This is a genomic window from Streptomyces sp. T12, assembly GCF_028736035.1.
GTDB lineage: Bacteria > Actinomycetota > Actinomycetes > Streptomycetales > Streptomycetaceae > Streptomyces.
In genome coordinates this window covers 2,214,067-2,237,500 of the sequence record NZ_CP117866.1, presented here as the reverse complement: position 1 = coordinate 2,237,500, position 23,434 = coordinate 2,214,067, and the positions used below count along the sequence as shown (strand labels likewise).

21 protein-coding genes and 1 rRNA gene are annotated in these 23,434 nt (G+C 69.1%); 13 read left to right on the top strand and 9 right to left on the bottom strand.

All coding sequences use genetic code 11. The features are described from left to right. Window positions 1-17: 17 nt before the first annotated feature. The 4 genes from PBV52_RS09900 (at window position 18) to PBV52_RS09885 (ending at window position 2,438) form a co-directional block, all read left to right on the top strand. Window positions 18-1,316 (top strand): CynX/NimT family MFS transporter, encoded by a 1,299-nt coding sequence (locus PBV52_RS09900; RefSeq protein WP_274237931.1) that lies wholly within the window; start codon window positions 18-20, stop codon window positions 1,314-1,316. Between the two features lie 49 nt (window positions 1,317-1,365). Further along, window positions 1,366-1,482, top strand: coding sequence for an SGM_5486 family transporter-associated protein (locus PBV52_RS09895; protein WP_268256499.1), 117 nt, complete (start codon window positions 1,366-1,368; stop codon window positions 1,480-1,482). Window positions 1,483-1,647: 165 nt separating this feature from the next. Continuing rightward, on the top strand, window positions 1,648-1,854 hold the full coding sequence (locus PBV52_RS09890; protein ID WP_274237930.1) for a hypothetical protein: 207 nt from the start codon (window positions 1,648-1,650) through the stop codon (window positions 1,852-1,854). A 65-nt stretch (window positions 1,855-1,919) separates the two neighbouring features. Next, window positions 1,920-2,438: a histidine phosphatase family protein gene (locus PBV52_RS09885; RefSeq protein ID WP_274237929.1), complete on the top strand. Its 519-nt coding sequence runs from the start codon at window positions 1,920-1,922 to the stop codon at window positions 2,436-2,438. 193 nt (window positions 2,439-2,631) lie between these two features. Here PBV52_RS09885 and serB read toward each other — a convergent pair whose 3' ends face one another. Together serB and PBV52_RS09875 are read right to left on the bottom strand one after the other, a co-directional pair. Continuing rightward, entirely contained in the window at window positions 2,632-3,840 is a 1,209-nt protein-coding gene (gene serB, locus PBV52_RS09880; protein ID WP_274237927.1) for a phosphoserine phosphatase SerB, read from the bottom strand. A 357-nt stretch (window positions 3,841-4,197) separates the two neighbouring features. Further along, the gene (locus PBV52_RS09875; protein WP_274237925.1) at window positions 4,198-6,444 is read right to left on the bottom strand and encodes a streptophobe family protein; all 2,247 of its coding nucleotides are present in this window, start codon (window positions 6,442-6,444) and stop codon (window positions 4,198-4,200) included. Window positions 6,445-6,685: 241 nt separating this feature from the next. Between PBV52_RS09875 and PBV52_RS09870 the strand changes: the two genes are divergently transcribed. Then, on the top strand, window positions 6,686-9,238 hold the full coding sequence (locus tag PBV52_RS09870; protein WP_274237924.1) for an FHA domain-containing protein: 2,553 nt from the start codon (window positions 6,686-6,688) through the stop codon (window positions 9,236-9,238). A gap of 96 nt (window positions 9,239-9,334) precedes the next feature. Here the strand turns inward: PBV52_RS09870 and PBV52_RS09865 are convergent, their stop codons facing one another. From PBV52_RS09865 to PBV52_RS09855, 3 genes are all read right to left on the bottom strand, one after another. Next, complete coding sequence (locus PBV52_RS09865; RefSeq protein WP_274237923.1) at window positions 9,335-10,081, bottom strand: transglycosylase SLT domain-containing protein; 747 nt, start codon at window positions 10,079-10,081, stop codon at window positions 9,335-9,337. 341 nt (window positions 10,082-10,422) lie between these two features. Then, a complete protein-coding gene (locus PBV52_RS09860) occupies window positions 10,423-11,529 on the bottom strand; it encodes an S-adenosylmethionine:tRNA ribosyltransferase-isomerase (RefSeq protein ID WP_274237922.1) in 1,107 nt (368 codons plus the stop codon). Continuing rightward, entirely contained in the window at window positions 11,526-12,224 is a 699-nt protein-coding gene (locus tag PBV52_RS09855; RefSeq protein WP_274237920.1) for an SDR family oxidoreductase, read from the bottom strand. Before PBV52_RS09855 ends, PBV52_RS09860 begins: the two co-directional genes overlap by 4 nt. A gap of 241 nt (window positions 12,225-12,465) precedes the next feature. On the opposite strand from PBV52_RS09855, the gene PBV52_RS09850 reads away from it, so the two are divergent. The 3 genes from PBV52_RS09850 (at window position 12,466) to PBV52_RS09840 (ending at window position 14,659) form a co-directional block, all read left to right on the top strand. Continuing rightward, window positions 12,466-13,611 (top strand): GAF domain-containing sensor histidine kinase, encoded by a 1,146-nt coding sequence (locus PBV52_RS09850; protein WP_274237919.1) that lies wholly within the window; start codon window positions 12,466-12,468, stop codon window positions 13,609-13,611. Continuing rightward, window positions 13,604-14,245 carry a response regulator transcription factor gene (locus PBV52_RS09845; protein ID WP_274237918.1) on the top strand — a complete coding sequence of 214 codons (642 nt, stop codon included), beginning with the start codon at window positions 13,604-13,606 and terminating at the stop codon, window positions 14,243-14,245. The genes PBV52_RS09850 and PBV52_RS09845 overlap by 8 nt, the downstream gene beginning before the upstream one ends. Window positions 14,246-14,413: 168 nt before the next feature. Beyond that, on the top strand, window positions 14,414-14,659 hold the full coding sequence (locus PBV52_RS09840) for a chaplin (protein WP_274237917.1): 246 nt from the start codon (window positions 14,414-14,416) through the stop codon (window positions 14,657-14,659). A gap of 194 nt (window positions 14,660-14,853) precedes the next feature. On the opposite strand, the gene PBV52_RS09835 is transcribed toward PBV52_RS09840, so the two are convergent. Then, window positions 14,854-15,642: a hypothetical protein gene (locus PBV52_RS09835; protein ID WP_274237916.1), complete on the bottom strand. Its 789-nt coding sequence runs from the start codon at window positions 15,640-15,642 to the stop codon at window positions 14,854-14,856. A gap of 146 nt (window positions 15,643-15,788) precedes the next feature. On the opposite strand from PBV52_RS09835, the gene PBV52_RS09830 reads away from it, so the two are divergent. The 3 genes from PBV52_RS09830 (at window position 15,789) to PBV52_RS09820 (ending at window position 18,199) form a co-directional block, all read left to right on the top strand. Continuing rightward, complete coding sequence (locus PBV52_RS09830) at window positions 15,789-16,586, top strand: ABC transporter ATP-binding protein (protein WP_274237915.1); 798 nt, start codon at window positions 15,789-15,791, stop codon at window positions 16,584-16,586. Between the two features lie 94 nt (window positions 16,587-16,680). Further along, window positions 16,681-17,112 (top strand): NfeD family protein, encoded by a 432-nt coding sequence (locus tag PBV52_RS09825; protein ID WP_181449778.1) that lies wholly within the window; start codon window positions 16,681-16,683, stop codon window positions 17,110-17,112. A 133-nt stretch (window positions 17,113-17,245) separates the two neighbouring features. Beyond that, on the top strand, window positions 17,246-18,199 hold the full coding sequence (locus tag PBV52_RS09820; RefSeq protein ID WP_274237914.1) for an SPFH domain-containing protein: 954 nt from the start codon (window positions 17,246-17,248) through the stop codon (window positions 18,197-18,199). A gap of 139 nt (window positions 18,200-18,338) precedes the next feature. Here PBV52_RS09820 and PBV52_RS09815 read toward each other — a convergent pair whose 3' ends face one another. From PBV52_RS09815 to PBV52_RS09805, 3 genes are all read right to left on the bottom strand, one after another. Beyond that, window positions 18,339-18,845 (bottom strand): HNH endonuclease, encoded by a 507-nt coding sequence (locus PBV52_RS09815; protein WP_274237913.1) that lies wholly within the window; start codon window positions 18,843-18,845, stop codon window positions 18,339-18,341. Between the two features lie 145 nt (window positions 18,846-18,990). Then, the gene (locus tag PBV52_RS09810; RefSeq protein ID WP_274237912.1) at window positions 18,991-19,530 is read right to left on the bottom strand and encodes a YbhB/YbcL family Raf kinase inhibitor-like protein; all 540 of its coding nucleotides are present in this window, start codon (window positions 19,528-19,530) and stop codon (window positions 18,991-18,993) included. A 43-nt stretch (window positions 19,531-19,573) separates the two neighbouring features. Continuing rightward, window positions 19,574-20,356, bottom strand: a complete 783-nt coding sequence (locus tag PBV52_RS09805; protein WP_274237911.1) for a sporulation protein — start codon at window positions 20,354-20,356, stop codon at window positions 19,574-19,576. Window positions 20,357-20,495: 139 nt separating this feature from the next. Here PBV52_RS09805 and PBV52_RS09800 point away from each other — a divergent pair, with 139 nt between their 5' ends. Both PBV52_RS09800 and PBV52_RS09795 read left to right on the top strand, forming a co-directional pair. Further along, window positions 20,496-21,146: a DNA-3-methyladenine glycosylase gene (locus PBV52_RS09800; protein ID WP_274237910.1), complete on the top strand. Its 651-nt coding sequence runs from the start codon at window positions 20,496-20,498 to the stop codon at window positions 21,144-21,146. Window positions 21,147-21,672: 526 nt separating this feature from the next. Beyond that, window positions 21,673-23,200 (top strand): 16S ribosomal RNA (locus PBV52_RS09795). The last annotated feature ends 234 nt before the right edge of the window (window positions 23,201-23,434 follow it).

Below are 23,434 nucleotides of genomic sequence, written 5' to 3'. Positions count from 1 at the left end.
AATCATCCTATGATTCTATGATGGGTCTCATGGCGCGAGAGGAAACCCGGACCCGGCCAGTGACGCCCACGCGCATACGCACCCCTGAGACAAGCACGCCCGCGGGGACCGCCACGCGCGCGTGGACGATACGGCTGCTCGTGCTCGGCATCGTGCTGACCGCGCTGAACCTCCGCCCCGCCATCACCAGCCTCGGTGCCCTCCTCGAAGAGGTCCGCGACGGGCTCGGCATGAGCGGTAGCGTGGCCGGACTGCTCACCTCCGTGCCCCCGCTCTGCTTCGCCGTCTTCGGCGTCACCGCCCCGCGCCTGGCCCGCCGCTTCGGCCCGGGCGCGGTGGTGTGCGCGGGCATGGCCGCCATCACCGCGGGCCTGCTCATACGGCCGTACACGGGCAGTACGGCCGGCTTCCTGGCCGCCAGCGCGCTCGCCCTCATGGGCATCGCGGTCAGCAACGTCCTGATGCCGGTCATCGTCAAGCGCTGGTTCCCGGACCGCGTCGGCTCCATGACCGGCCTGTACTCGATGGCCCTCGCGCTCGGCACCGCGTCCGCGGCCGCGGTGACGGTGCCCATGACCGAGGTGCTGGGAGGGAGTTGGCAGACCGGCCTCGCGGTGTGGGCGGCGCTCGCGGCGACGGCCGTACTGCCGTGGATTCCCCTCGTACGGGACCGTGGGGCGGCGCCCGCGGACTCCGCGCAGGAGCAGCACGCGCGCGTGGACGCACCCCCGCTGCGCATCACCCGGAGCCGCACGTCCTGGGCCCTGGCCGTCTACTTCGGGCTCCAGGCCACCGGCGCCTACATCACGATGGGCTGGATGGCGCAGATCTTCCGGGACGCCGGAGTGCACGCCGGTACGGCCGGGCTGCTGCTCGCCGTCACGATGGTGATGGGCGTGCCGCTGGCCTTCGTCATCCCGCGCCTCGCCACCAGGCTGCCCCACCAGGGGCCGATCGTGCTCGCGCTGGGCGCCTGCGGCCTCGCCGGGTACGCCGGCCTGTACCTCGCACCGGCCGCCGGGTCCTGGGCCTGGGCCGTGCTGCTCGGCGTTTCCAACTGCTCGTTCCCGCTGGCTCTCACGATGGTCGGCATGCGTGCCCGTACCAGCGCGGGCGTGGCCCAGCTGTCGGGATTCGCGCAGAGCACCGGCTATCTGATCTCGATCCCCGGCCCGCTCCTGGTGGGCGTGCTCTACCAGCACAGCGGCGGCTGGGGGCTGCCGATCGCGCTCATGGCCGGGCTCATGATCCCGCAGATGGCGGTGGGTGTCCTGGCGGGACGCGACCGCACGGTGGAGGACGAGGCGGCCCGCTGAGCCTCACCCCGGCGGACCCGCGGTGGACGGCGGGTGCGAGACTTGCCGTATGCCAGTGCTCGACCCGAACCCCCAGAACGGCCAGAAGAAGATGCTGCTCGTCTTCGGCGCGTTCCTCGCCATCTTCGTGATCATCGCCGTCGTCGCGACGATCGCCTCTCCCTGACGCATGTCCTGCCGATGGTGGGGCTAGCACCACCATCCCCTAGGGGGTGAGTGTCAGGGTCAACTGGGTGGATCACCGGATGGGTTGAGGGCCGGGGAGTCCGTAACTTCGGAGTGTGACCGCGAGAGGCGGGGCACGGACCACTCGAAGACCCACGGAGGCATCATGCCGGCCCGCACGCACACCCCGCCCCACCCGGCGTCCACGGGCCGTGCCGACATCCGGCTGCCCTGGTGGGCCCTCGCCCTGCCGACGCTCGCCTTCGTCACGCTTCTGCTGCTGATCATCAACCCGTCCGACGCGCAGGCGGCGACCGCCGAGCCCGCGATCACCCAGCTCTTCGAGCGCATACAGCAGTTGATCACGCGCTGAGCACTACAGAAGCCGCCCGTCAACTCCCTGCGCCCCGTGGCCTGTTTCATGCGAAGCTGGATCTCATGAGCGTCGCAGAATCCCGCAGGATTGTCCTCTTCCGGCATGCGAAAGCCGACTGGCCACAGGTGACCGACCACGAGCGGCCGCTCGCTGATCGGGGCCGAATGGACGCGGCAGAGGCCGGCCGCAGGCTGGTCGACACCGACATCCCCTTCGATCTGGCCCTGTGCTCCACCGCGACCCGGACCCGGGAGACCTGGAAGCTCGCCGTCCACGAGTTTCCGCACCGGCCGAAAACGATCTACGAAGAGCGGGTCTACGAGGCGTCGCCGGGCGAGCTGATCGCCGTGCTCAACGAAACACCCGACGACGCGCAGAACGTCCTGCTGATCGGCCACAACCCGGGCGTGCAGGGACTCGCCGAGATCCTGTCCGGTGCGGCCGAGAGCGACGCGCGCGAGCGGATGAGACGCCGCGGCTTCCCGGCCGCCGCCTTCGCCGTCCTCTCCTTCAGCGGCCCCTGGAAGACACTGGAGCCCGGCGTGGGCACACTGCTGGACTACTGGGCGCCGTCCGAGTGACCGACCCACGCATCGGGGCCCGGCGCCGTCGCGGCGCCGGGCCCCTTCGCGTGCGGCCATCAGAGGCAGGCCATCAAGGTCATCGGACGAGGGTCACCAGATGACGGTCACCAGATCGGGGTCACCAGATGACGGTCATCGGATGGGGGCATCAGATGCGGACCATCGGATCCGGACCATCGGATCCGGACCATCAGGCCTCGTCGTGCATGTCCGCCGCCTCGACCTCTTCGCGGGTGACGCCCAGCAGATACAGGACCGTGTCCAGGAACGGCACGTTCACCGCCGTGTGCGCCGCCTCCCGCACCACCGGCTTGGCGTTGAAGGCGACGCCGAGGCCGGCCGCGTTGAGCATGTCCAGGTCGTTGGCGCCGTCGCCGATCGCCACCGTCTGCGACAGCGGCACCCCCGCCTCCGCGGCGAACCGGCGCAGCAGCCGCGCCTTGCCCGCCCGGTCCACGATCTCGCCGGTGACCCTGCCCGTCAGCTTCCCGTCGACGATCTCCAGCGTGTTGGCCTGGGCGAAGTCGAGCCCGAGCCGCTCCTTCAGATCATCGGTGACCTGGGTGAACCCACCCGAGACGACCCCGACTTGATAGCCGAGCCGCTTCAGCGTACGGATCAGCGTGCGCGCACCCGGCGTCAGTCGCACTTCGCTGCGCACCTTCTCCACCACCGAGGCGTCCAGCCCCTCCAGCAGCGCCACGCGCGCGTGCAGCGACTGCTCGAAGTCCAGCTCCCCGCGCATCGCGGCCGCCGTCACCTCGGCCACCTTGTCCTCGCAACCGGCGTGCGCGGCGAAGAGCTCGATCACCTCGTCCTGGATGAGGGTCGAGTCCACGTCCATGACGACCAGGCGCTGCGCACGCCGGTGCAGACCGGCCGCGACGACGGCGATGTCGACACCCAGTGCCGCCGCGTCGGTCACCAGGGCGGTGCGCAGCGGCTCGGTCTCCACGCCGGACACCGCGAACTCCACTGCCGTCACGGGGTACTTGGCGAGCCGGAAGATACGGTCGATGTTGCCGCCGGACTTGGTGATCCGGCCGGCGATCGCGGCCGTCGCCTCCGCGGTGAGCGGGTGCCCGAGCACGGTCACCAGGGAGCGTCCGAGGCCGCGCGGCCGGTTGTCGCCCAGGCCGGAGATGATCTCCGCCTGCATCTTCATCGACTCGGCCCAGCTGTGGACGGTCGCCCGCAGGTCCCCCTCCAGCCCGGCAGGAGGCTGCGTCACGAGCGCGCACAGCGTGATCCGGCCACGGGTGAGGACCTGCTCGATGTCGACCACGTCGACGGAGTAGGCGGCCAGCGTGTCGAAGAGGCCGGCCGTGATGCCCGGCCTGTCCTTCCCGAAGATCTTGACGAGAAGTGTGGGGATGTCGGAGGTCTGCGAAGCGCTCATGGTGCTTCCACCGTATCCGGCACCCAGTGCCTGCCGCCCCTGAGGTCCGTCTAGCGGACACGGAACACTGGGTGTCGGCCGGGTGGCGTGAGCCTTACGTTCCGGCCACGGCTGCATCGGGACCTGTGAAGCGCCCCAGGCGTACCTGTGAGCCGGGCTACTGGTTTCGTGCCCCGACGCGACTGCGGACGTCGGCGGGCATGCCCCAGGGCGTACCGCGGCGGCCACGCCCGGGCGGTCACCGCGGCCCGGAGGCGCATCACCGCGAGGCGCGCCGACCCGCTCCCGGATCAGGAGGGCCCTGCAGCCCGACCGCTCCCGGATCAAGGGGGCCCCGCGGCCCGACCCGGCTCGGGATCAAGAGCGCCCCTTCGGCCTCCCCGGCGGTGGCGGGGGAGGGGGCGGTGGTGGCGGAGGCGGTGGCGGTGGCCCGTCGTCCGCTCCGGACGACGACCGATTCCCCCGTCGGCGAGGAGGGCGGGGCGACCTCGGAGGCGGCCCGATCGGCCCGATCGGCCGGACGACCGTGGGGGCGCCGTACATGTCGTCGTCACCGGGGCGCGGCGGGTCACCCGGCGGCGGGTCACTGGGCGGTGGCTCAGGGGGTTGCCGGTCACGAAGCAGCGGCTCACCGTACTGCGGGTCACGGGAGCGCCATGCATCGTCGCGCCCCCACCTCGCATCACGCTCCGGCGCCTCCTCGGACGACCGGGCGTCCTCCGGAGGCGGGGTGGCGCCCGGCGGCCGCGCGTCCTCCGGCTCGCGCAGGTGATCCGGCACGTGCAGATACGGGTTCGTCGCCGGGTTCGGTGGCCGGTACGGCGCGCCGGGCGTGTACGGCCCTGACCGGCTCACATACGACGAACCCCCGGCACCCTCGGCCGCCGATCCCGGCCTACCCGCCACTCCCGAGCCACCCGCACCCGCCCCCACCGCACCCCGAGCCAGTGGCGCCGCCCGTTGCCCCGCGGCCCCGGTCGCCCGGGCCAGCAGCGCCCCCACGACACCCGCCCCCGCACCCCAAGCCGCCCCCAGGAGCAGCGCCATACCGAGGCTGCCTCGCAGCTCCACCCCGGCGCCGAACGCGTCGAAGCCCAGCACCGACAGCGAGGCGTCCACGGACAGCTCCGTCAGCCAGGCGAGCAACGGCAGCGTCAACGCCGTGGCGATCGCCAGCCGCAGCGCACATCGCCCGGCGAAACCGAAGGGCCCCGGATCCCGTACGCCCCCGGAAACCGGACTTCCTGCGGCGTCAGCTCCTGATGGCCGTACGGCACCCGGATCCGGCCCCCCGCCCGCACCGGCCGTCGACGCCCCTGCGCCCCAGGAGCCACCCGAGCCACCCACCGGCCTTGCGCCCGGAGCCGTCCGGCCCCCTTGCGCCGTCCCGGCACCCGAAGCCGCCACGCCTCGCGCCCCCGGACCCTCGCCAGGCCCGCCGGCCTCGCCCCAGCCCCAGGCCCCGCCCCTACCTCCGGGCCCGCCTCCCGCCTCCACCGGCGTCCGCACCGCCGTCAGCACCCCCGCGAGCAGCATCATCAACGCCGCCGCGACCCCGAGCAGCCACACCCGTCCGTCCAGGTCCGCCAGCCTGCTCAGCGTCACGGACTGGTCGGCGCCGCTGTTCAGCAGGTCGTCCAGCGGGGCGGGCAGCAGCCCCGCCAGCACCCCCGTCGCCCTGCCGTCGAACGGTACGAACAGGCCGATCGGGATGCCGAGCCACACGCCGTTCGGGGCGCCGAGCAGGGCGGCGCCCGCGATCCGCTGGGGATGGTCGTCGCCGATCGCCGCGTACGCCGCCGCCGCGAGCCCGGCCGCGACCGCCACCAGCAGCACCGTGACGAGGGCGGACACGGCGGGCCGTACGACGCGGTGCACGGCCTCCCAGCCGCGCGGCAGCGGGGTGCGGCGTGAGGCCAGCAGGGCGATCAGCAGGATGCCGGCCGACCAGGCCATGCCGCCGAGCAGCGTCGGCGCGGTGTCCACCGTGAAGCCGACGGCCGCCTTCGCGTCGATGAGGTCGCCGATCTGGTCGGGCAGCAGCCCGCCGATGTCCCCGATGTCACCCACCCCGGGGATCTCGATTCCGCCGCCGCCCCCGCCACCCCCTGGCAGGTCGTCGAGCCCCAGCGAGCTCCCGTCGATCGTGATGACGTCGTGTCCCGCCCAGGCGAGTCCGCCCAGCATCGCCACGAACAGCGCGACCACCGCCCCCGCGCGCGTGAGGAGTTCGCCCGGCGCGATCACAACTCCCGCGCCCCGCAAGGACCGTAAGAAGAACCACGACAGCAGCACCGCGCCGACCAGGCTCACCCCCAGTGGCGTGATCTCGATGGCCGTCGCCGCCTCCGCGCCGGTCAGCCCGAAAGCAGACACATCACCGGACGGTGTGACGGAACCACCCGCCCCAAGGGCCACCACCGCCGCGGTCATCGGGCCCAAAGAGCCCGCCGTGTCCGCCTCCAGCAGATGCAGACCGAGTGCCGCCGTGCCCGCCATCCCGATCAACGCCCAGCTCACGCAGGCGATCGCGGACAGCAGGATGTCCCCCCACGGCAGCCGGGTGCCGTGCCTCGCGGTCTCGACGTTCGTGGACGCACTCATGGCAGACCCCCCGATCCGCGGCGCGGCGACTGTTCGCCGCGCATGTCCCCCTCGCGTGGATTACCACTCTCCGGACTGATTTCAACCCCGTCAACGGAACCAGTCGAAGCGCGTACGCGTGCTCCTCACAAGGCCCGACTTTCGGTCAGGGGGCAGAGCCTGAAATAGTTCCCGACGATGTTCGACATCCCTAGACTCCCTGTGTTGGGGGTAACTCGGGGGACTACTCAGTGGGGCTGGAGTGCCGGAACTCGTACTGGAATTGAACGGACGGACCTGGACGCTCGATCCGTCCAGGTCCTACAACCTCGGACGCGATCCGCAAGGTGACATCGTGTTCGACGACGCCAGGGTGTCCTGGCGGCACGCCACCATCAGCTGGAGCGGCCGTAGTTGGGTCATAGAGGACAACGGCAGCACCAACGGCACCTTCGTGCAGGGGCAGCGGATCCATCAGGTGGAGATCGGCCCCGGCTCGGCCGTGCACCTGGGCAACGCGACTGACGGACCGTGCCTGAACCTCTCCGGCACCGCGGCCTCCGTCGCCTCTCCGCAGGCCCAGCCGCAGCCGCAGCCGCAGCCGCAGCAGCAGCAGCCGCAGCCGTACGCCGCGCAGGGCGCGCAGCCCGGCTGGGCCCAGCAGGCACCGGCCCAGCAGGTCCCGCAGCAACAGGCACCGCAGGCCGGCTGGCAGCAGCCGCAGCAGGCCGCCGCGCACATCCCGCAGCAGCAGGGCCCCGGTGGTGGCGCGGGGGCGCCGCCGGTCTACGGCGACCGCAGCCCCACCACGTTCCACCAGTTCGCCGTCGGCCGTGTCATGCGCATCGGCCGTGCCCTGGAGAACGAGCTGGTCGTCTCCGACCTGCAGGTCTCCCGCCACCACGCCGAGTTCCACTCGACGCCCGACGGCCGCATGGAGATCCGCGACCTCGGCTCGCACAACGGCACGTACGTCAACGGTCAGCCGATCGCCAAGGGCGGCTCGCAGCTGCTGGGCCCGGCGGACATCGTCGGTGTCGGTCACTCCACGTTCCGCATCGTCGGCGACCGCCTCGAGGAGTTCGTCGACACCGGTGAGGTCTCCTTCTCCGCCCGCCACCTGACCGTCACGGTCGACGGCGGCAAGCAGATCCTGAAGGACGTCTCCTTCGGCGTCCCGGAGAAGTCGCTGATCGCGGTCATCGGACCGTCCGGCTCCGGCAAGTCCACCCTGCTCAAGGCGCTCACCGGCTACCGGCCCGCCAACCAGGGCGACGTCCTCTACGACAACCGGAACCTGTACAAGCAGTTCGCCGAGCTGCGCCAGCGCATCGGTCTGGTCCCGCAGGACGACATCCTGCACAAGGAGCTGACCGTCAAGAAGGCCCTCAAGTACGCGGCCAAGCTCCGCTTCCCCGCTGACACCACGGGCAAGGAGCGCGAGGCCCGTATCGACGAGGTGCTGCGCGAGCTGAAGCTGGACATCCACAAGGAGAAGAAGGTCACCTCCCTCTCCGGCGGCCAGCGCAAGCGCGTCTCGGTGGCCCTGGAGCTCCTCACCAAACCGTCCCTGATCTTCCTCGACGAGCCGACCTCCGGCCTCGACCCGGGCATGGACCGGGACGTCATGCAGCTGCTGCGCGGCCTCGCCGACGACGGCCGTACGGTCCTCGTCGTCACCCATTCCGTGGCCGAGCTGGCGCTGTGCGACAAGCTCCTGGTGATGGCGCCGGGCGGTGCGGTCGCCTACTTCGGCCCGCCCGAGGAGGCACTGAACTTCTTCGGCTACGACACCTGGGCCGACGTCTTCTCCGCCTTCGAGAACTACCGCGACTACGACTGGGCCGGCCGCTGGAAGGGCTCGCAGCACTACCAGATGTACGCCGCGGACATCGACGCCGTTGCGCCGCAGTCCGTACAGATGCCTCCGATGCAGGCGATGAAGCCACCGAAGCCGCAGGGCTGGATGTCCCAGTTCCTGACCCTGGTGCGCCGCTATGTCGCGGTGATCGCCTCAGACAAGGGTTTCCTGGCCCTGATGGTGATCCTGCCGGGCGTCCTCGGCGCGGTGAGCCTGCTCATCGACTCGGGCAAGGACCTGCTGCCGAACCCGGCGAACCCGCAGACCGGCCGGATCATCCCGAACGGCACGGCCACCACCGTGCTGCTGATCCTCGCGGTCGGTGCCTGCTTCGCCGGCGCCGCCAACTCCGTGCGTGAGCTGATCAAGGAACGCGTCATCTACGAGCGGGAGCGCGCGACCGGCCTGTCCCGCTCGGCGTACCTGATGTCCAAGGTGTTCGTGCTCGGCATGATCACGGTGCTGCAGGGCCTGATGGTCGGCGTCATCGGCTTCGCCAGCCGGGAGATCCCGGAGGAGGGCCTGGTTCTCGGCAACCTGACGCTCATCGAGCTGTCGCTGCCGATCATGGCGCTGGGCTTCACCTCGATGATGTTCGGCCTGATCATCTCGGCGCTGGTGAAGACGTCCGAGAAGACGATGCCGCTGCTGGTCATGTTCGCGATCATCCAGGTCGTGTTCACCGGCTGCCTGTTCGCGCTCAACGGCTCGATCGGCGTCAACCAGTTCTCGTACCTGATGCCGTCGCGCTGGGCGGTGGGCGCCGCGGGCGCCACGCTGGACTTCAACAAGATCAGCCCGCCCGGCGAGGGCGAGAGCAACGACCCGCTGTGGGAGCACACGGTCGGCGCCTGGACCGTGGACATGATCGCCCTGATCGCCCTCGGCGTGATCTGCGGCTTCTTCGTGGCCCGCTTCCTGCGCCGCCACGAGCCCGAGGTCATGCGCAAGTAGTCGCCGTCTCGTCGTCGTACGACGCCCGAAGGGCGGCACCCCGTCAGGAGGGTGCCGCCCTTCGGCGTACGGATCAGAGGCCCGCGCCTACCTCGATCAGTACGCGCTGTTCACGTTGTCGATCGAGCCGTACCGGTCGGCCGCGTAGTTGGCGGCGGCGGTGAGGTTGGCGACCGGGTCGTACTGGCTCCAGGCGGTGCCCGGGACGTGGTACGCGTCGAAGGTCGGCTTGATGACCTGGAGCAGACCGATCGACGGAATGCCGTTCTGGGCGTTGATGTCCCAGTTGTTGATCGCGTTCGGGTTGCCCGAGGACTCCCGCATGGTGTTGCGGTACAGACCGTTGTAGGTGCCCGGGATGTCATGCTTCTTCATGATGTCCAGGGCCTCACGGATCCAGCCGTCGAGGTTGTTGGCGTAGGTCTTGGCCGCCACCGGCTGGACCTGGACGCGCTTGGCGGACCGGCTCGCGGCCTCCTTCGCCTTGCGCTCCGCTTCGGCCGCCCTCTTTGCGGCGGCAGCCTTGGCGGCCCGGTGCTTGGCGGCAGCCTCCGCGGCCCGGTGCTTGGCGGCAGCCACGGCGGCCTTGTGCTTGGCCGCCATCTCCTCGGCCTTCACCTTGTCGCCGGCGAGCTGGTCGGTGACGCTGCCCTTGACGTCCTTGATCTGCTCGTTGCTGTACGCCACCTGGCCCGTGGGGGCCTCGGCCGTGGTCGTCTGTGCGCTGCCGGGAACGGCGGAGAAGGCCAGGGCGGCGGCGCCGAGCGTGGAGACGCCGGCGATCGCGATCTTGTGCCGCTTGGTCAGCGCACGACTGAGACGGTTGTTGGTGTTCTTGAGCATGGCAGATGGACCTCTTCGAATAGCGCGGAGGTCGCTCGCTGTCCGGCGGGGGACACGGGTGCTTCCGGCACAAACGCCGCGGGCGGAACCCGCGGCGTTGAGCGACGTCAGCCATTCTTAGCGGCCGCAAAATTGCGTGGCAAAGGTGTGACGTACGATCCCCGATAGTGGACCCGGGAAGGGCAAATCGGGACAGACAGGGCCGTCTGTCCCGCTCAAAAGGGACGTTGTTATCTACTACGGACTTTCGTACGTGACGTGCGCCCTATGCGCGGGCTCACATCGGCCCCGTAACGGTCTCACCAGCAGTTGCTTGAGCAATGCTCTGAGTGAGGGGTGTCCTACGGGAGGATGAGGTGCACGTCGCCGAACTCGTGCCACAGGTAGAGCCCGCGCAGCGCCTCGTCGTAGCTGCGGTCGATCGCCGCTCGCCCCGCGACCGCCTCCAGCATCAGCAGATGCGAGGCCTCCGGCTCGTGCAGCCCGGTCAGCAGCCCGTCCACCACCCGCACCCCGCGCTCCGGGGTGACGACGAGATCCGTCCACCCTTCACGCGCGCGTACGACCCCGTCGGCTCCCGCCGCCGACTCCACGGCCCGCACGGCCGTGGTCCCGACGGCGATGATCCGCCCGTTGCCCGCCTTCGCCGCGTTGATCAGCCGGGCCGACGCCTCCGGCACCGCGAACCGCTCCGGATACGGCGGCTCGTGCACCTCCGCCGAGGCCACCCCGGTGTGCAGAGTGATCGGCGCGAACTGCACACCCCGGCTCACCAGCTCCGTCACCATCCGCAGCGTGAAGGGCCGCGCCGCGCTCGGCATCTCCGCGCTGCCCGTCCCGTCGGCCGAGGGCAGCGCGAACACCGTCTGGTGGACGGACAACGGCTGGTCCCGCTCCGTATAGGAGTAACGGATCGGCCGCCCGTGCTCCCGCATCAGCCCGTGAACTCCTGCGCCCTGGGGGTCAGTGCTCACACGCGCCCACCACAGCCGTTCGCTCCCCGCGCTCAGCGGCTCCTCGAGGATCAGCCGGACACCTCCGGGGAGCCGCACCTCAGTCCCCGCGTGCCCTCCCGGCCGTCTCCCGCCACCGTCCTTCCAAGGACCGCTTACCTCCCTGCTCCCATCACGCGCGCGCGTGGTGCCCCGCCCGTCGGGATCCCGCAGCTCGACCGCCCACCGCCCGTCGTCCCCGCGCGTGGAGAAGTGCACCACCACGCGCGCGTGCCCGATCCGTCCGTCCACCGCGGCGGCCAGCGTCTCCGACGTGTTGACGACCAGGAGATCCCCGGCCCGCAGCAGCCGCGGCAGCTCGCCGAACGTGTGGTGCGACACCTCGGTCCCCCGCGACACCAGCAGCCGTACGGCATCCCGGTCCAGCCCCGGCCCACGCTGCTCGGCGGGGATCCGCGCCGACAGTTCCTCCGGCACCCGCACGGTCAGGGTCATCGCCCTCCCTCCAGCAGGGAGGGCGCCTCGTAGCGGCCGCTCGCCGGACGCTCGTCCAGCAACCGCAGGAAGGCCGGCACCACACTGGCCGGCGTCGGCCGTGGATCGTCGTCGTCCGGTACGGCCGCCGCGTACAGGTCCGTGGCCATGTCCCCGGGGTCCACCGCCCAGACCCGCAGCCCCGGCTCCTCCTCGCCGAGCACCGCCGCGAGATGGTCCAGGGCGGCCTTCGACGCCCCGTACCCGCCCCACGTCTCGTACGCCTCGGCGGCCGCGTCCGAGCTGACGGTGATCACCGCACCCGTCCCGGACGCCTGCAGCAGCGGCAGCGCCTCCTGGACCAGGCCCAGCGCGGCGACCACGTTCACCTCCAGCGCCCGCCGCAGCCCCTCCAGGGGCAGCGCGTCCAGCCGTACCAGCGGCTCGGCGCCCAGCGCGCTGGCGTTGCTCACCAGCAGATCGACGCCGCCCAGCTTCCAGGCGGCCGCCACCAGCTCGGACCGGTGCCCGGCGTCCGTGACGTCCCCCGGCACGGCCGTCACGCGCGTGCCGTACGCCAGGAGCCCGGCCGCCGTCTCCTGGAGGGCCTCGGGAGTCCTGGCGTCGAGCACCAGATCCCAGCCGCGCGCGGCCAGCGCCTCGGCGAGCGCACGCCCCAGCCCCTTCGAGGCCCCCGTGATGATCGCTACCGGCATGACAACCGTCCCCTCGTTCCAGCCCGCCTCCGTCGGCGGTGTCCTCAACGTAGGAACCGGCACCCCCGCCCCGCCTCGGACGCGGGCCGCAAAGCCGCGGGGCCCTTCGTCCTACGCCGCACACCCGGGGCCGTTCGCCCTACGCCGCCGAACCGGGGACCAGGGGACTAGGACCGCCGCCCTAGTCGGCAGCCGTCACAGGTCCGATCCGGCTGTCACACCCCGCCGGTACCGTGAGGGCATGAGTCAAGGCCCCAGGTCCGGCCTCGCCGCGGTGAGTTCCGCGCTGCTGGCCATGAGCAGGCATCTCGAGGTGCGCGACGTCCTCAAGACGATCGTCGCCTCGGCCCGCGAGCTGCTCGACGCGCAGTACGCCGCGCTCGGCGTCCCCGACGACCACGGCGGCTTCGCCCAGTTCGTGGTCGACGGCGTCAGCGACGAGCAGTGGAAGGCCATCGGGCCCCTCCCGCGCCAGCACGGCATCCTCGCCGCGATGCTCCAGGAGGCCGAGGTCGAGCGCCTCGCCGATGTGCGCAAGGACCCCCGCTTCGAGGGCTGGCCGTCCGCCCACCCCGACATGTCCGACTTCCTCGGCCTGCCCATCCGCGACGGCGACGAAGTCATCGGCGCACTGTTCCTCGCGAACAAGAACTGCCCCAAGCCGGAGGGAAGTTGCGGCTTCACCGAGGAGGACGAGGAACTCCTCGGCATCCTCGCCCAGCACGCCGCGATCGCCCTCACCAACGCCCGCCTCTACGAACGCAGCCGCGAGCTGACCATCGCCGAAGAACGCTCCCGCCTCGCCCATGAACTGCACGACGCGGTCAGCCAGAAGCTGTTCTCCCTGCGCCTGACGGCCCAGGCGGCCGCCGCCCTGATCGACCGCGACCCGTCCCGGGCCAAGGGCGAGTTGCACCAGGTGGCCGCGCTCGCCGCCGAGGCCGCCGACGAACTGCGCGCCGCGGTCGTCGAGTTGCGCCCCGCCGCCCTGGACGAGGACGGCCTCGTCGCCACCCTGCGCACCCAGATCCACGTCCTCGACCGCGCCCACAGCGCGCGCGTGACCTTCGCCGGCCGTGGTGTGAAGGCCCTGCCCGCCGCCCAGGAGGAGGCCGTACTGCGCGTCGCCCAGGAGGCCCTGCACAACGCCCTGCGGCACTCCGGAGCCGAGCATGTCGACGTGACACTGGACCGGCGCGGCAGCGGAGCAGTCCTGCGGGTCACGGACAACGGCAGCGGCTTCGACCCGCAGGCGATACGCCGAGCCGGACGCCACCTCGGCCTGGTCTCCATGCGGGACCGGACGAGCGGGGTCGGCGGCACGCTGGCCGTGGAATCGGTGCCCGGCAAGGGCACCACGATCGAGATGGAGGTCCCCGGTGGCTGACGCAATCAAGGTGCTGCTCGTCGACGACCACCAGGTGGTCCGCAGGGGACTGCGCACCTTCCTCGAAGTGCAGGACGACATCGAGGTCGTGGGCGAGGCCGCCGACGGCGCCGAGGGAGTGGCCCGCGCCGAGGAACTGAAGCCGGACGTGGTCCTCATGGACGTCAAGATGCCGGGCATGGACGGCGTCGACGCCCTGCGCAAGCTCCGCGAACTCGACAACCCCGCGCGCGTGCTGATCGTCACCAGCTTCACCGAGCAGCGCACGGTGATCCCGGCCCTGCGCGCAGGCGCCGCCGGGTACGTCTACAAGGACGTGGACCCGGACGCGCTGGCCGGCGCCATCCGCTCCGTCCACGCCGGGCACATCCTGCTCCAACCCGAGGTCGCGGGCGCCCTGTTGTCCCAGGAAGAGGCCAACTCGGGGCAGGGGAGAGGCGGTTCGCTGACCGAGCGCGAGCGCGAGGTGCTCGGCCTGATCTCGGACGGCCGCTCGAACCGCGAGATAGCCAGAGCCCTGGTCCTGTCGGAGAAGACCGTCAAGACACACGTCTCGAACATCCTGATGAAGCTCGACCTGGCAGACCGCACTCAGGCCGCGCTGTGGGCCGTACGCCATGGCGTGACCGGCTGAAACGCTCTCCGCAGGACGTGACGGACGGCAATACGGAGGGTTCCGCTCCGGAATGAGATTCATACCGTCGTGGGAATGTCCCCCGGATGGCGCATCCTCCGTGGAGCTCCGCCGTTTTCCAGTGCGTGCTGCGGCGACTGCCGCGGCAATCGCAAGGAGGGCTTAGAAGTGAAGAACCTGAAGAAGGCAGCGGCCGTGACGATGGTGGCGGGTGGCCTGCTGGCCGCCGGTGCGGGAATGGCCTCCGCCACCGACGGCGCGCACGCCGACGGCAAGGCCGTGGGCTCCCCGGGCATCGCCTCGGGCAACCTGGTCCAGGCCCCGGTTCACGTCCCGGTCAACGTGTCGGGCAACACCGTGAACGTCGTCGGCCTGCTGAACCCCGCCTTCGACAACCTGGCCGTCAACCGCTGACGACCACCCTGAAGCGAGCAGTGACCTCCGGCCTCCCGGGTTTTCCCGGGAGGCCGGTCTGTGTTTCGACGCGGGTCAGCGAATCCAGCCCGTCCGGCGTTTGAGGACGAGGCCCGTTCAGGGCCGATACGGGGGGCTGGGGGCGGAGCCCCCAGGGACGGCCGCACCAACGCCGGTCACCACCACACCGACGCTCACCGCACCCCCCGCTCCCGCTCCTCCACGTACGCGTTGTACGCAGCAACGAGCGCCCGCCGAGCCACCCGCTCCACCGGCCGCAACGCGGCAGTCCGCGCCCCCATCTCCGAGGCGCTCATCGCTCCGCCGTGGCCGTTCTCATGCGCCAGCGAAACCAGCAACCCCACCCGCTGCGCAAGCTCCAGCACCCGCACCGCCCGCGGCGGATACCCCGGCGCCAGCACCTCCCGCCCCCGCTCGGCCCGAGCCCGATACGCATCGATCGCCGCCTCGGCCACCGGCCCCGACCCGGCCACGTCCAGCCGCGACAACACCTCCGTCGCATCCCGCAAGGCCTCGGCCAGCTCCCGCTCGGCCTCACCCAGCGACGGCACATCCGCGGGCGGCGCCTCCCGCACCGGCAGCACATGCCAGACGACCTCGGCATGTACATCACCGTCGGGCCCGGCCTCGTACACCTCAGGCACCAGCCCCAACGCGGCGCCGTGACAGATCACCGCTTCCTCGGCGTCCAGCGCCCGCGCATTGAACTCCGGCGGCCCGCTCAGCCCCAGCGGATGCCCCGGCGTGGGCAGCGCGACCCGCAGCCCACTCACCCCGAGCGTCCGCAGCCGCCCCAGCGCCAGTGTGAGCCCGACGGGCGCCGACTCACCCGGCAACCCCTCCACCCGGTGCACCGCATCGTCCCCGACGATCTCGAGCACAGCGTCATCCGGCGAGACAAGTCCGGCCAAAAGGGCATTTCCCCAAGCCGCAAGGCGTCCTGAACGTGGTTCCGAGAGCATGCCTCCACCCTAAGGACAGGACCGATGGAATGAAGCGCCCGACCGGTGGCGTAGATTTCCTTGAGGGCTGCGCCCACGGGCGCACGCGACCACCGAGACGCCGAGACGCCGACACCGGTCACACTGCAAGGGGAGACAACGCGCTCATGAGCGATGTTCTGGAGCTTCAGGACGTATCCGTGGTCCGTGAGGGCCGGGCTCTGGTGGACCAGGTCTCCTGGTCGGTCAAGGAGGGCGAGCGCTGGGTCATCCTCGGCCCCAACGGCGCCGGCAAGACCACGCTCCTGAACCTCGCGTCCAGCTACCTCTACCCCACCCAGGGTTCCGTCTCCATCCTCGGCGAGACCCTCGGCATGCCCGGGACCGACGTCTTCGAGCTGCGCCCGCGCATCGGCATGGCCGGCATCGCCATGACCGAGAAGCTGCCCAAGCGCCAGACCGTCCTGCAGACCGTGCTGACCGCCGCCTACGGCATGACCGCCACCTGGAACGAGGACTACGAGGAGGTCGACGAGCAGCGCGCCCGCGCCTTCCTCGACCGCCTCGGCATGAGCGAGTACCTCGACCGGAAGTTCGGCACCCTCTCCGAGGGCGAGCGCAAGCGCACCCTCATCAGCCGCGCCCTCATGGCCGACCCGGAGCTGCTCCTCCTCGACGAGCCCGCCGCCGGCCTCGACCTCGGCGGCCGCGAGGACCTCGTCCGCCGTCTCGGCCGGCTCGCCCGCGACCCGATCGCCCCCTCGATGCTCATGGTCACCCACCACGTCGAGGAGATCCCCCCGGGCTTCACCCACGTCCTGATGATCCGCCAGGGCAAGGTCCTCGCCGCCGGCCCGATGGAACTCGAACTCACCTCCCGCAACCTCTCCCTCTGCTTCGGCCTCCCGCTCGTCGTCGAACAGGTTGGCGAGCGCTGGACGGCACAGGGCCTCCCCCTGTCCTGACCCGGCCCTTCACCCCGCGAAACCCCGGTAAGAAGGCCCTTCAAACTGATCGGCGCCCTGTCCGCGACAGGGCCCGCGGTCCTACCATGACCATGTGGAAATCGACGCGTGGGTTTGGTGGTTGATCGGCGCGGCAGCGCTCGGTATCGGGCTCGTGATCACCGCGATGCCCGAACTCGGCATGCTGGCGGTGGGGGCCGTCGCGGCCGCCGTGGTCGCCGGCATCTTCGGCGGTGACGCCGTCGTCCAGGTCGTGTCCTTCGTCATCATCTCGACCGCACTCATCGCCGTCGTACGGCCCATCGCGAACCGGCATCGCGCACAGCGGCCCCAACTCGCCACCGGCATCGAGGCGTTGAAGGGCAAACAGGCCGTCGTACTGGAGCGCGTCGACGCCTCCGGCGGCCGGATCAAGCTCGCCGGAGAGGTCTGGTCGGCCCGCTCCCTCGATACCGACCGCGCCTACGAAGTAGGCCAGGAAGTGGACGTCGTGGACATCGAGGGGGCCACGGCGATCGTCATGTGACCTCGCACGACGTAAGTGGCCCGAACGCGCCACGGGCCACGCGACGGTCTGTCAGACTCGACCAGCAAGATCTTCAACAACCGTAAGATCTGCCGAAGTTGCTGCAGCGGAGAAGGGATACGGGGAAACGACGATGGAACCGGTCATCATCGTCTTGATCATTCTGGTGGTGTTGGTCTTCATCGCCCTGATCAAGACGATCCAGGTCATCCCACAGGCGAGTGCGGCCATCGTCGAACGGTTCGGCCGTTACACGCGGACACTCAACGCGGGCCTCAATATCGTGGTCCCGTTCATCGACACCATCCGCAACCGCATCGACCTGCGTGAACAGGTCGTACCGTTCCCGCCGCAGCCGGTGATCACCCAGGACAACCTGGTCGTGAACATCGACACGGTCATCTACTACCAGGTGACCGACGCCCGCGCCGCCACCTACGAAGTCGCCAGCTACATCCAGGCGATCGAGCAGCTCACCGTCACCACGCTCCGCAACATCATCGGTGGCATGGACCTGGAGCGGACCCTGACCTCCCGCGAGGAGATCAACGCGGCCCTGCGCGGCGTCCTGGACGAGGCGACGGGCAAGTGGGGCATCCGCGTCAACCGCGTGGAGCTCAAGGCGATCGAGCCCCCGACCTCCATCCAGGACTCGATGGAGAAGCAGATGCGCGCCGACCGTGACAAGCGCGCCGCGATCCTCACCGCCGAAGGTACGCGTCAGGCCGCCATCCTCACCGCCGAAGGCGAGAAGCAGTCCCAGATCCTGCGCGCCGAAGGTGAGGCCAAGGCCGCCGCCCTGCGCGCGGAAGGCGAAGCCCAGGCAGTCCGCACGGTCTTCGAAGCGATCCACGCCGGCGACCCGGACCAGAAGCTCCTCAGCTACCAGTACCTCCAGATGCTCCCCAAGATCGCCGAAGGCGACGCCAACAAGCTCTGGATCGTCCCCAGCGAAATCGGCGACGCCTTGAAGGGCCTCTCCGGCGCCATGGGCAACCTCGGCGGCCTGGGCGGCGGTTCGGGCAACGGATCCTCCGGCAACAGCGGCTCGGGCACGGAACGCCGAGAGAAGCCGTCCATCGACTGACGCGGATTCTGTCGTACGACAAAGGGGCCCGCCTTCTGACGAAGGCGGGCCCCAAACGCCGTCAGGGGCGCGGGGAACTGCGCGACCAGCCACGAACCACCCGCAGCCAACGAGCAACTCGAGGTCCCCCGGCGATCAGTTACGCAGCATCCAGTGCCAGCCAATCCGGCAGCGCAGCAAGGTCATCCGCCCCCAGCGCCAGCAACATCGCATCCGCCGGCGTCGGCTCGAACGGCTCCCGAAGCAACGGCATACCCGCCTGCTCAGGCGTCCGGTCGGCCTTCCGATGATTGTCCTCCGCACACGAGGCGACCGTATTCAGCCACGTGTCCTGCCCACCCCGCGACCGCGGCACCACATGGTCCACAGTCGTCGCCCTGCGCCCGCAGTACGCGCACCGGTGCCGGTCCCGCACCAGCACACCCCGCCTCGACCACGGCGCTTGTCTTCGGAACGGCACCCGTACGTACCTGCACAGCCTGATCACCCGGGGCGCAGGTATGTCGACCTCGGCTCCCCGCATACGCAGTTCGGGGTGGGCCTGCTCGACGACGGCCTTGTCCTGGAGCACCAGAACGACGGCTCGATTCAACGTCACCGTCGACAGCGGCTCGAAGCTCGCGTTCAGTACCAGCGTGTCCCGCATTGCAGCCCACCTCCCGTGTGCACCTGCCCACCCCCTGGCGGACTGGGATCAACTCTGGCCGGGCACGCCGAGATGGACAACGAAATAAAAAATGCCCGCCCCTGATCACTTCCATGACCAGGGGCGGGCAAACGTTCCATGAGCGTCAGGCTTCGGCAGGTACCTCGTACTCACCGATCACGTGGGCACGCGCGATCGCGTGGAACCGCAGATTGAAGCCGACGACGGCCGGGCTGGCGTCCGAGTCCGGACCGAGCTTCTCCTGGTCCACGGCGTACACCGTGAACACATAGCGGTGCGGCCCGTCCCCGGGAGGCGGCGCGGCACCACCGAAGTCCTTCGACCCATAGTCGTTCCGCGCCTGTACGGCACCCTCCGGCAGCCCCTCGAACTTGCCGCTGCCCGCCCCCGCCGGCAGCTCGGTCACCGAGACCGGGATGTCGAAGGCGACCCAGTGCCAGAACCCGCTCCCCGTAGGGGCGTCGGGGTCGTAGCAGGTCACGGCGAAGCTCTTGGTCTCGGCCGGGAAGCCCTCCCAGCGCAGCTGCGGCGAGGTGTTGCCGGCCGCGTAGACCTGAGCGTCCTTGAGGGTCCCGCCTTGCTCGACGTCCTCGCTCGTGACCGTGAAGGACGGCACGGGCGGATGGAAGTCGTGGGGCAGCGGCCGCCTCTTGAGCTCGGTCACGTCGATACCTCCTGAGGGAACAGCGGAATCAGTAGCTCCGAGCCTAGGACCAGTTGCGCTTGCTGCCGACCTCGGACAGCCACTGGTTGAGATACGCCGCCCAGTCGGTCCCCTGGAAGTCGTTCATACCCACTTGGAACGACCGGAAGGTGTCGCTGCCCGAGCTGAACAGCCCCGGCTTCTTGTCCATTTCCAGAACGACGTCCATCGTGTGCTCGTCCGCGACGAAGCTCAACTCGACCTGGTTGATACCGCGGTACTGCTGCGGCGGGAAGAACTCGATCTCCTGGTAGAACGGCAGCTTCTGCCGCGTCCCCCGGATGTGGCCGCGCTCCATGTCCGCGTTCTTGAAGCGGAAGCCCAGCTGGATGAAGGCGTCGAGGATCGCCTTCTGCGCGGGCAGCGGGTGCACGTTGATCGGGTCCAGGTCGGTGGAGTCCACGGCCCGCGCGATCGCCAGCTCCGTCGTCACACCGATGTTCATGCCGCGCAGCGTCTGACCGTCGATCGTCGTGATCGGCGTCTCCCACGGGATCTCCAGCCCGAAGGGCACCGCGTGCACGCCCCCGGCCTGCAGCTCGAAGGCACCACCGAGCTGCATCTTCGTGAACTCGATGTCCTGCTTGTACTCCGAGTCCTGGCTCTCGACCTCGACGCGCGCCTGCAGGCCCACGGACAGGCCCTCGATGTCCTGCTTGACGGACCCGCCCTGAATCCGCACCTCACCCTGGACGACACCGCCCGGAACGACGTTGACCTCAGTCAGCACCGTCTCGACCGAAGCCCCGCCGGCCCCCAGGCTCGCGAGCAGCTTCTTGAACGCCATGACTCTCCTCTTTTCAGAGTGGATCCTTGATCCCTACAAACGCGATCCGGCCGTGGCCGGTTCCGCGCCCCACCCTGGCAAGGCGAACGCCCCCTGACCACCCCGTTGCGACCACCCGTCTGCACTACCCTCGGACGGCATGATCGTGACCCCCGACCGTACGCCCCTTCCCAGGAACTTCTTCGACCGGCCCATCCTGGAAGTCGCCCCCGACCTCTTGGGCCGCATCCTCGTACGCACCACCCCGGACGGTCCGATCACCCTCCGCCTCACGGAGGTCGAGGCCTACGACGGCCCGAACGACCCCGGCTCCCACGCCTATCGCGGCCGCACCGCCCGCAACGAGGTGATGTTCGGTCCCCCCGGACACGTCTATGTCTACTTCACCTACGGCATGTGGCACTGCATGAACCTGGTGTGCGGCCCCGACGGCCAGGCGAGCGCGGTCCTGCTGCGCGCCGGCGAGATCGTCGAGGGCGCCGAGCTCGCCCGCAAACGTCGGGTCTCGGCCCGCAACGACAAGGAACTGGCCAAAGGCCCGGCCCGCCTGGCCACCGCCCTGGACGTGGACCGGTCCCTGGACGGCACGGACGCGTGCGCCACCGGCGAGACCCCGCTGAGGGTCCTCACCGGCACCCCAGTCCCCTCCGACCAGGTACGTAACGGCCCACGCACCGGCGTGGCAGGCGACGGCGGCAACGGGGACGTCCACCCCTGGCGCTACTGGATCGCCAACGACCCCACGGTGAGCCCCTATCGGGCCCACGTCCCGAGGCGCCGCCGAAGTTGACGCGCCTAGGCGAGGCGCGTAACGTAGCCCGAGCCGCTGAACCGGGTACTGCGAGGTCAGCAGCCGGAGCGGCAAAACCACTACCTACGAACGCCCCTCAGCGGGGTCCAATTCGGCGTGCCCGCATGCCGGAATTCGGGTCCGCAGAACCCCGATTATGAATCGAGCGGGGGAATCGGCTAACGTAGTGAATGTCGAAAGGCCGACGGGCGAAAGCCCAGAGCCTCACGGCAATCCCGCTGACAGGGAATCGGATCGGAAAAAGATCTGATAGAGTCGGAAACGCAAGAACGAAGGGAAGCGCCCGGAGGAAAGCCCGAGAGGGTGAGTACAAAGGAAGCGTCCGTTCCTTGAGAACTCAACAGCGTGCCAAAAATCAACGCCAGATATGTTGATACCCCGTCTCCGGCCATCGCGGTCGGGACGAGGTTCCTTTGAAAAAACACAGCGAGGACGCTGTGAACGGCCGGGCTTATTCCGCCTGGCTGTTCCGCTCTCGTGGTGTCGTCCCGATTACGGGAAAACATTCACGGAGAGTTTGATCCTGGCTCAGGACGAACGCTGGCGGCGTGCTTAACACATGCAAGTCGAACGATGAACCACTTCGGTGGGGATTAGTGGCGAACGGGTGAGTAACACGTGGGCAATCTGCCCTGCACTCTGGGACAAGCCCTGGAAACGGGGTCTAATACCGGATATCACTACCGCAGGCATCTGTGGTGGTTGAAAGCTCCGGCGGTGCAGGATGAGCCCGCGGCCTATCAGCTTGTTGGTGAGGTAATGGCTCACCAAGGCGACGACGGGTAGCCGGCCTGAGAGGGCGACCGGCCACACTGGGACTGAGACACGGCCCAGACTCCTACGGGAGGCAGCAGTGGGGAATATTGCACAATGGGCGAAAGCCTGATGCAGCGACGCCGCGTGAGGGATGACGGCCTTCGGGTTGTAAACCTCTTTCAGCAGGGAAGAAGCGAAAGTGACGGTACCTGCAGAAGAAGCGCCGGCTAACTACGTGCCAGCAGCCGCGGTAATACGTAGGGCGCAAGCGTTGTCCGGAATTATTGGGCGTAAAGAGCTCGTAGGCGGCTTGTCACGTCGGGTGTGAAAGCCCGGGGCTTAACCCCGGGTCTGCATTCGATACGGGCTAGCTAGAGTGTGGTAGGGGAGATCGGAATTCCTGGTGTAGCGGTGAAATGCGCAGATATCAGGAGGAACACCGGTGGCGAAGGCGGATCTCTGGGCCATTACTGACGCTGAGGAGCGAAAGCGTGGGGAGCGAACAGGATTAGATACCCTGGTAGTCCACGCCGTAAACGGTGGGAACTAGGTGTTGGCGACATTCCACGTCGTCGGTGCCGCAGCTAACGCATTAAGTTCCCCGCCTGGGGAGTACGGCCGCAAGGCTAAAACTCAAAGGAATTGACGGGGGCCCGCACAAGCAGCGGAGCATGTGGCTTAATTCGACGCAACGCGAAGAACCTTACCAAGGCTTGACATACACCGGAAACGGCCAGAGATGGTCGCCCCCTTGTGGTCGGTGTACAGGTGGTGCATGGCTGTCGTCAGCTCGTGTCGTGAGATGTTGGGTTAAGTCCCGCAACGAGCGCAACCCTTGTCCTGTGTTGCCAGCATGCCCTTCGGGGTGATGGGGACTCACAGGAGACCGCCGGGGTCAACTCGGAGGAAGGTGGGGACGACGTCAAGTCATCATGCCCCTTATGTCTTGGGCTGCACACGTGCTACAATGGCAGGTACAATGAGCTGCGATACCGTGAGGTGGAGCGAATCTCAAAAAGCCTGTCTCAGTTCGGATTGGGGTCTGCAACTCGACCCCATGAAGTCGGAGTTGCTAGTAATCGCAGATCAGCATTGCTGCGGTGAATACGTTCCCGGGCCTTGTACACACCGCCCGTCACGTCACGAAAGTCGGTAACACCCGAAGCCGGTGGCCCAACCCCCTTGTGGGGAGGGAGCTGTCGAAGGTGGGACTGGCGATTGGGACGAAGTCGTAACAAGGTAGCCGTACCGGAAGGTGCGGCTGGATCACCTCCTTTCTAAGGAGCACTTCTTACCGATCCCTTCGGGGTGAGGTCAGAGGCCAGTACATCAGCGAATGTCTGATGCTGGTTGCTCATGGGTGGAACGTTGATTATTCGGCACCGTCAGTCATCTCGGGCTGTTAGTACTGCTCTTCGGAGTGTGGAACGCTGATCACGAGTGGCGAGGGTGTCGGGCACGCTGTTGGGTATCTGAGGGAATGAACCCCCTCGTGATGCCGACCCCAGTGA

Bases quoted from the DNA above. Each gene is read 5' to 3' on its own strand.
- serB (WP_274237927.1), bottom strand. From the start codon at position 3,840: ATGAGCGCTTCGCAGACCTCCGACATCCCCACACTTCTCGTCAAGATC.
- PBV52_RS09855 (WP_274237920.1), bottom strand. From the start codon at position 12,224: ATGCCGGTAGCGATCATCACGGGGGCCTCGAAGGGGCTGGGGCGTGCG.
- PBV52_RS09890 (WP_274237930.1), top strand. From the start codon at position 1,648: ATGCCGGCCCGCACGCACACCCCGCCCCACCCGGCGTCCACGGGCCGT.
- PBV52_RS09815 (WP_274237913.1), bottom strand. From the start codon at position 18,845: ATGCGGGACACGCTGGTACTGAACGCGAGCTTCGAGCCGCTGTCGACG.
- PBV52_RS09800 (WP_274237910.1), top strand. From the start codon at position 20,496: ATGATCGTGACCCCCGACCGTACGCCCCTTCCCAGGAACTTCTTCGAC.
- PBV52_RS09900 (WP_274237931.1), top strand. From the start codon at position 18: ATGATGGGTCTCATGGCGCGAGAGGAAACCCGGACCCGGCCAGTGACG.
- PBV52_RS09820 (WP_274237914.1), top strand. From the start codon at position 17,246: ATGGAACCGGTCATCATCGTCTTGATCATTCTGGTGGTGTTGGTCTTC.
- PBV52_RS09895 (WP_268256499.1), top strand. From the start codon at position 1,366: ATGCCAGTGCTCGACCCGAACCCCCAGAACGGCCAGAAGAAGATGCTG.
- PBV52_RS09830 (WP_274237915.1), top strand. From the start codon at position 15,789: ATGAGCGATGTTCTGGAGCTTCAGGACGTATCCGTGGTCCGTGAGGGC.
- PBV52_RS09885 (WP_274237929.1), top strand. From the start codon at position 1,920: ATGAGCGTCGCAGAATCCCGCAGGATTGTCCTCTTCCGGCATGCGAAA.
- PBV52_RS09805 (WP_274237911.1), bottom strand. From the start codon at position 20,356: ATGGCGTTCAAGAAGCTGCTCGCGAGCCTGGGGGCCGGCGGGGCTTCG.
- PBV52_RS09850 (WP_274237919.1), top strand. From the start codon at position 12,466: ATGAGTCAAGGCCCCAGGTCCGGCCTCGCCGCGGTGAGTTCCGCGCTG.
- PBV52_RS09875 (WP_274237925.1), bottom strand. From the start codon at position 6,444: ATGAGTGCGTCCACGAACGTCGAGACCGCGAGGCACGGCACCCGGCTG.
- PBV52_RS09865 (WP_274237923.1), bottom strand. From the start codon at position 10,081: ATGCTCAAGAACACCAACAACCGTCTCAGTCGTGCGCTGACCAAGCGG.
- PBV52_RS09835 (WP_274237916.1), bottom strand. From the start codon at position 15,642: ATGCTCTCGGAACCACGTTCAGGACGCCTTGCGGCTTGGGGAAATGCC.
- PBV52_RS09860 (WP_274237922.1), bottom strand. From the start codon at position 11,529: ATGACCCTGACCGTGCGGGTGCCGGAGGAACTGTCGGCGCGGATCCCC.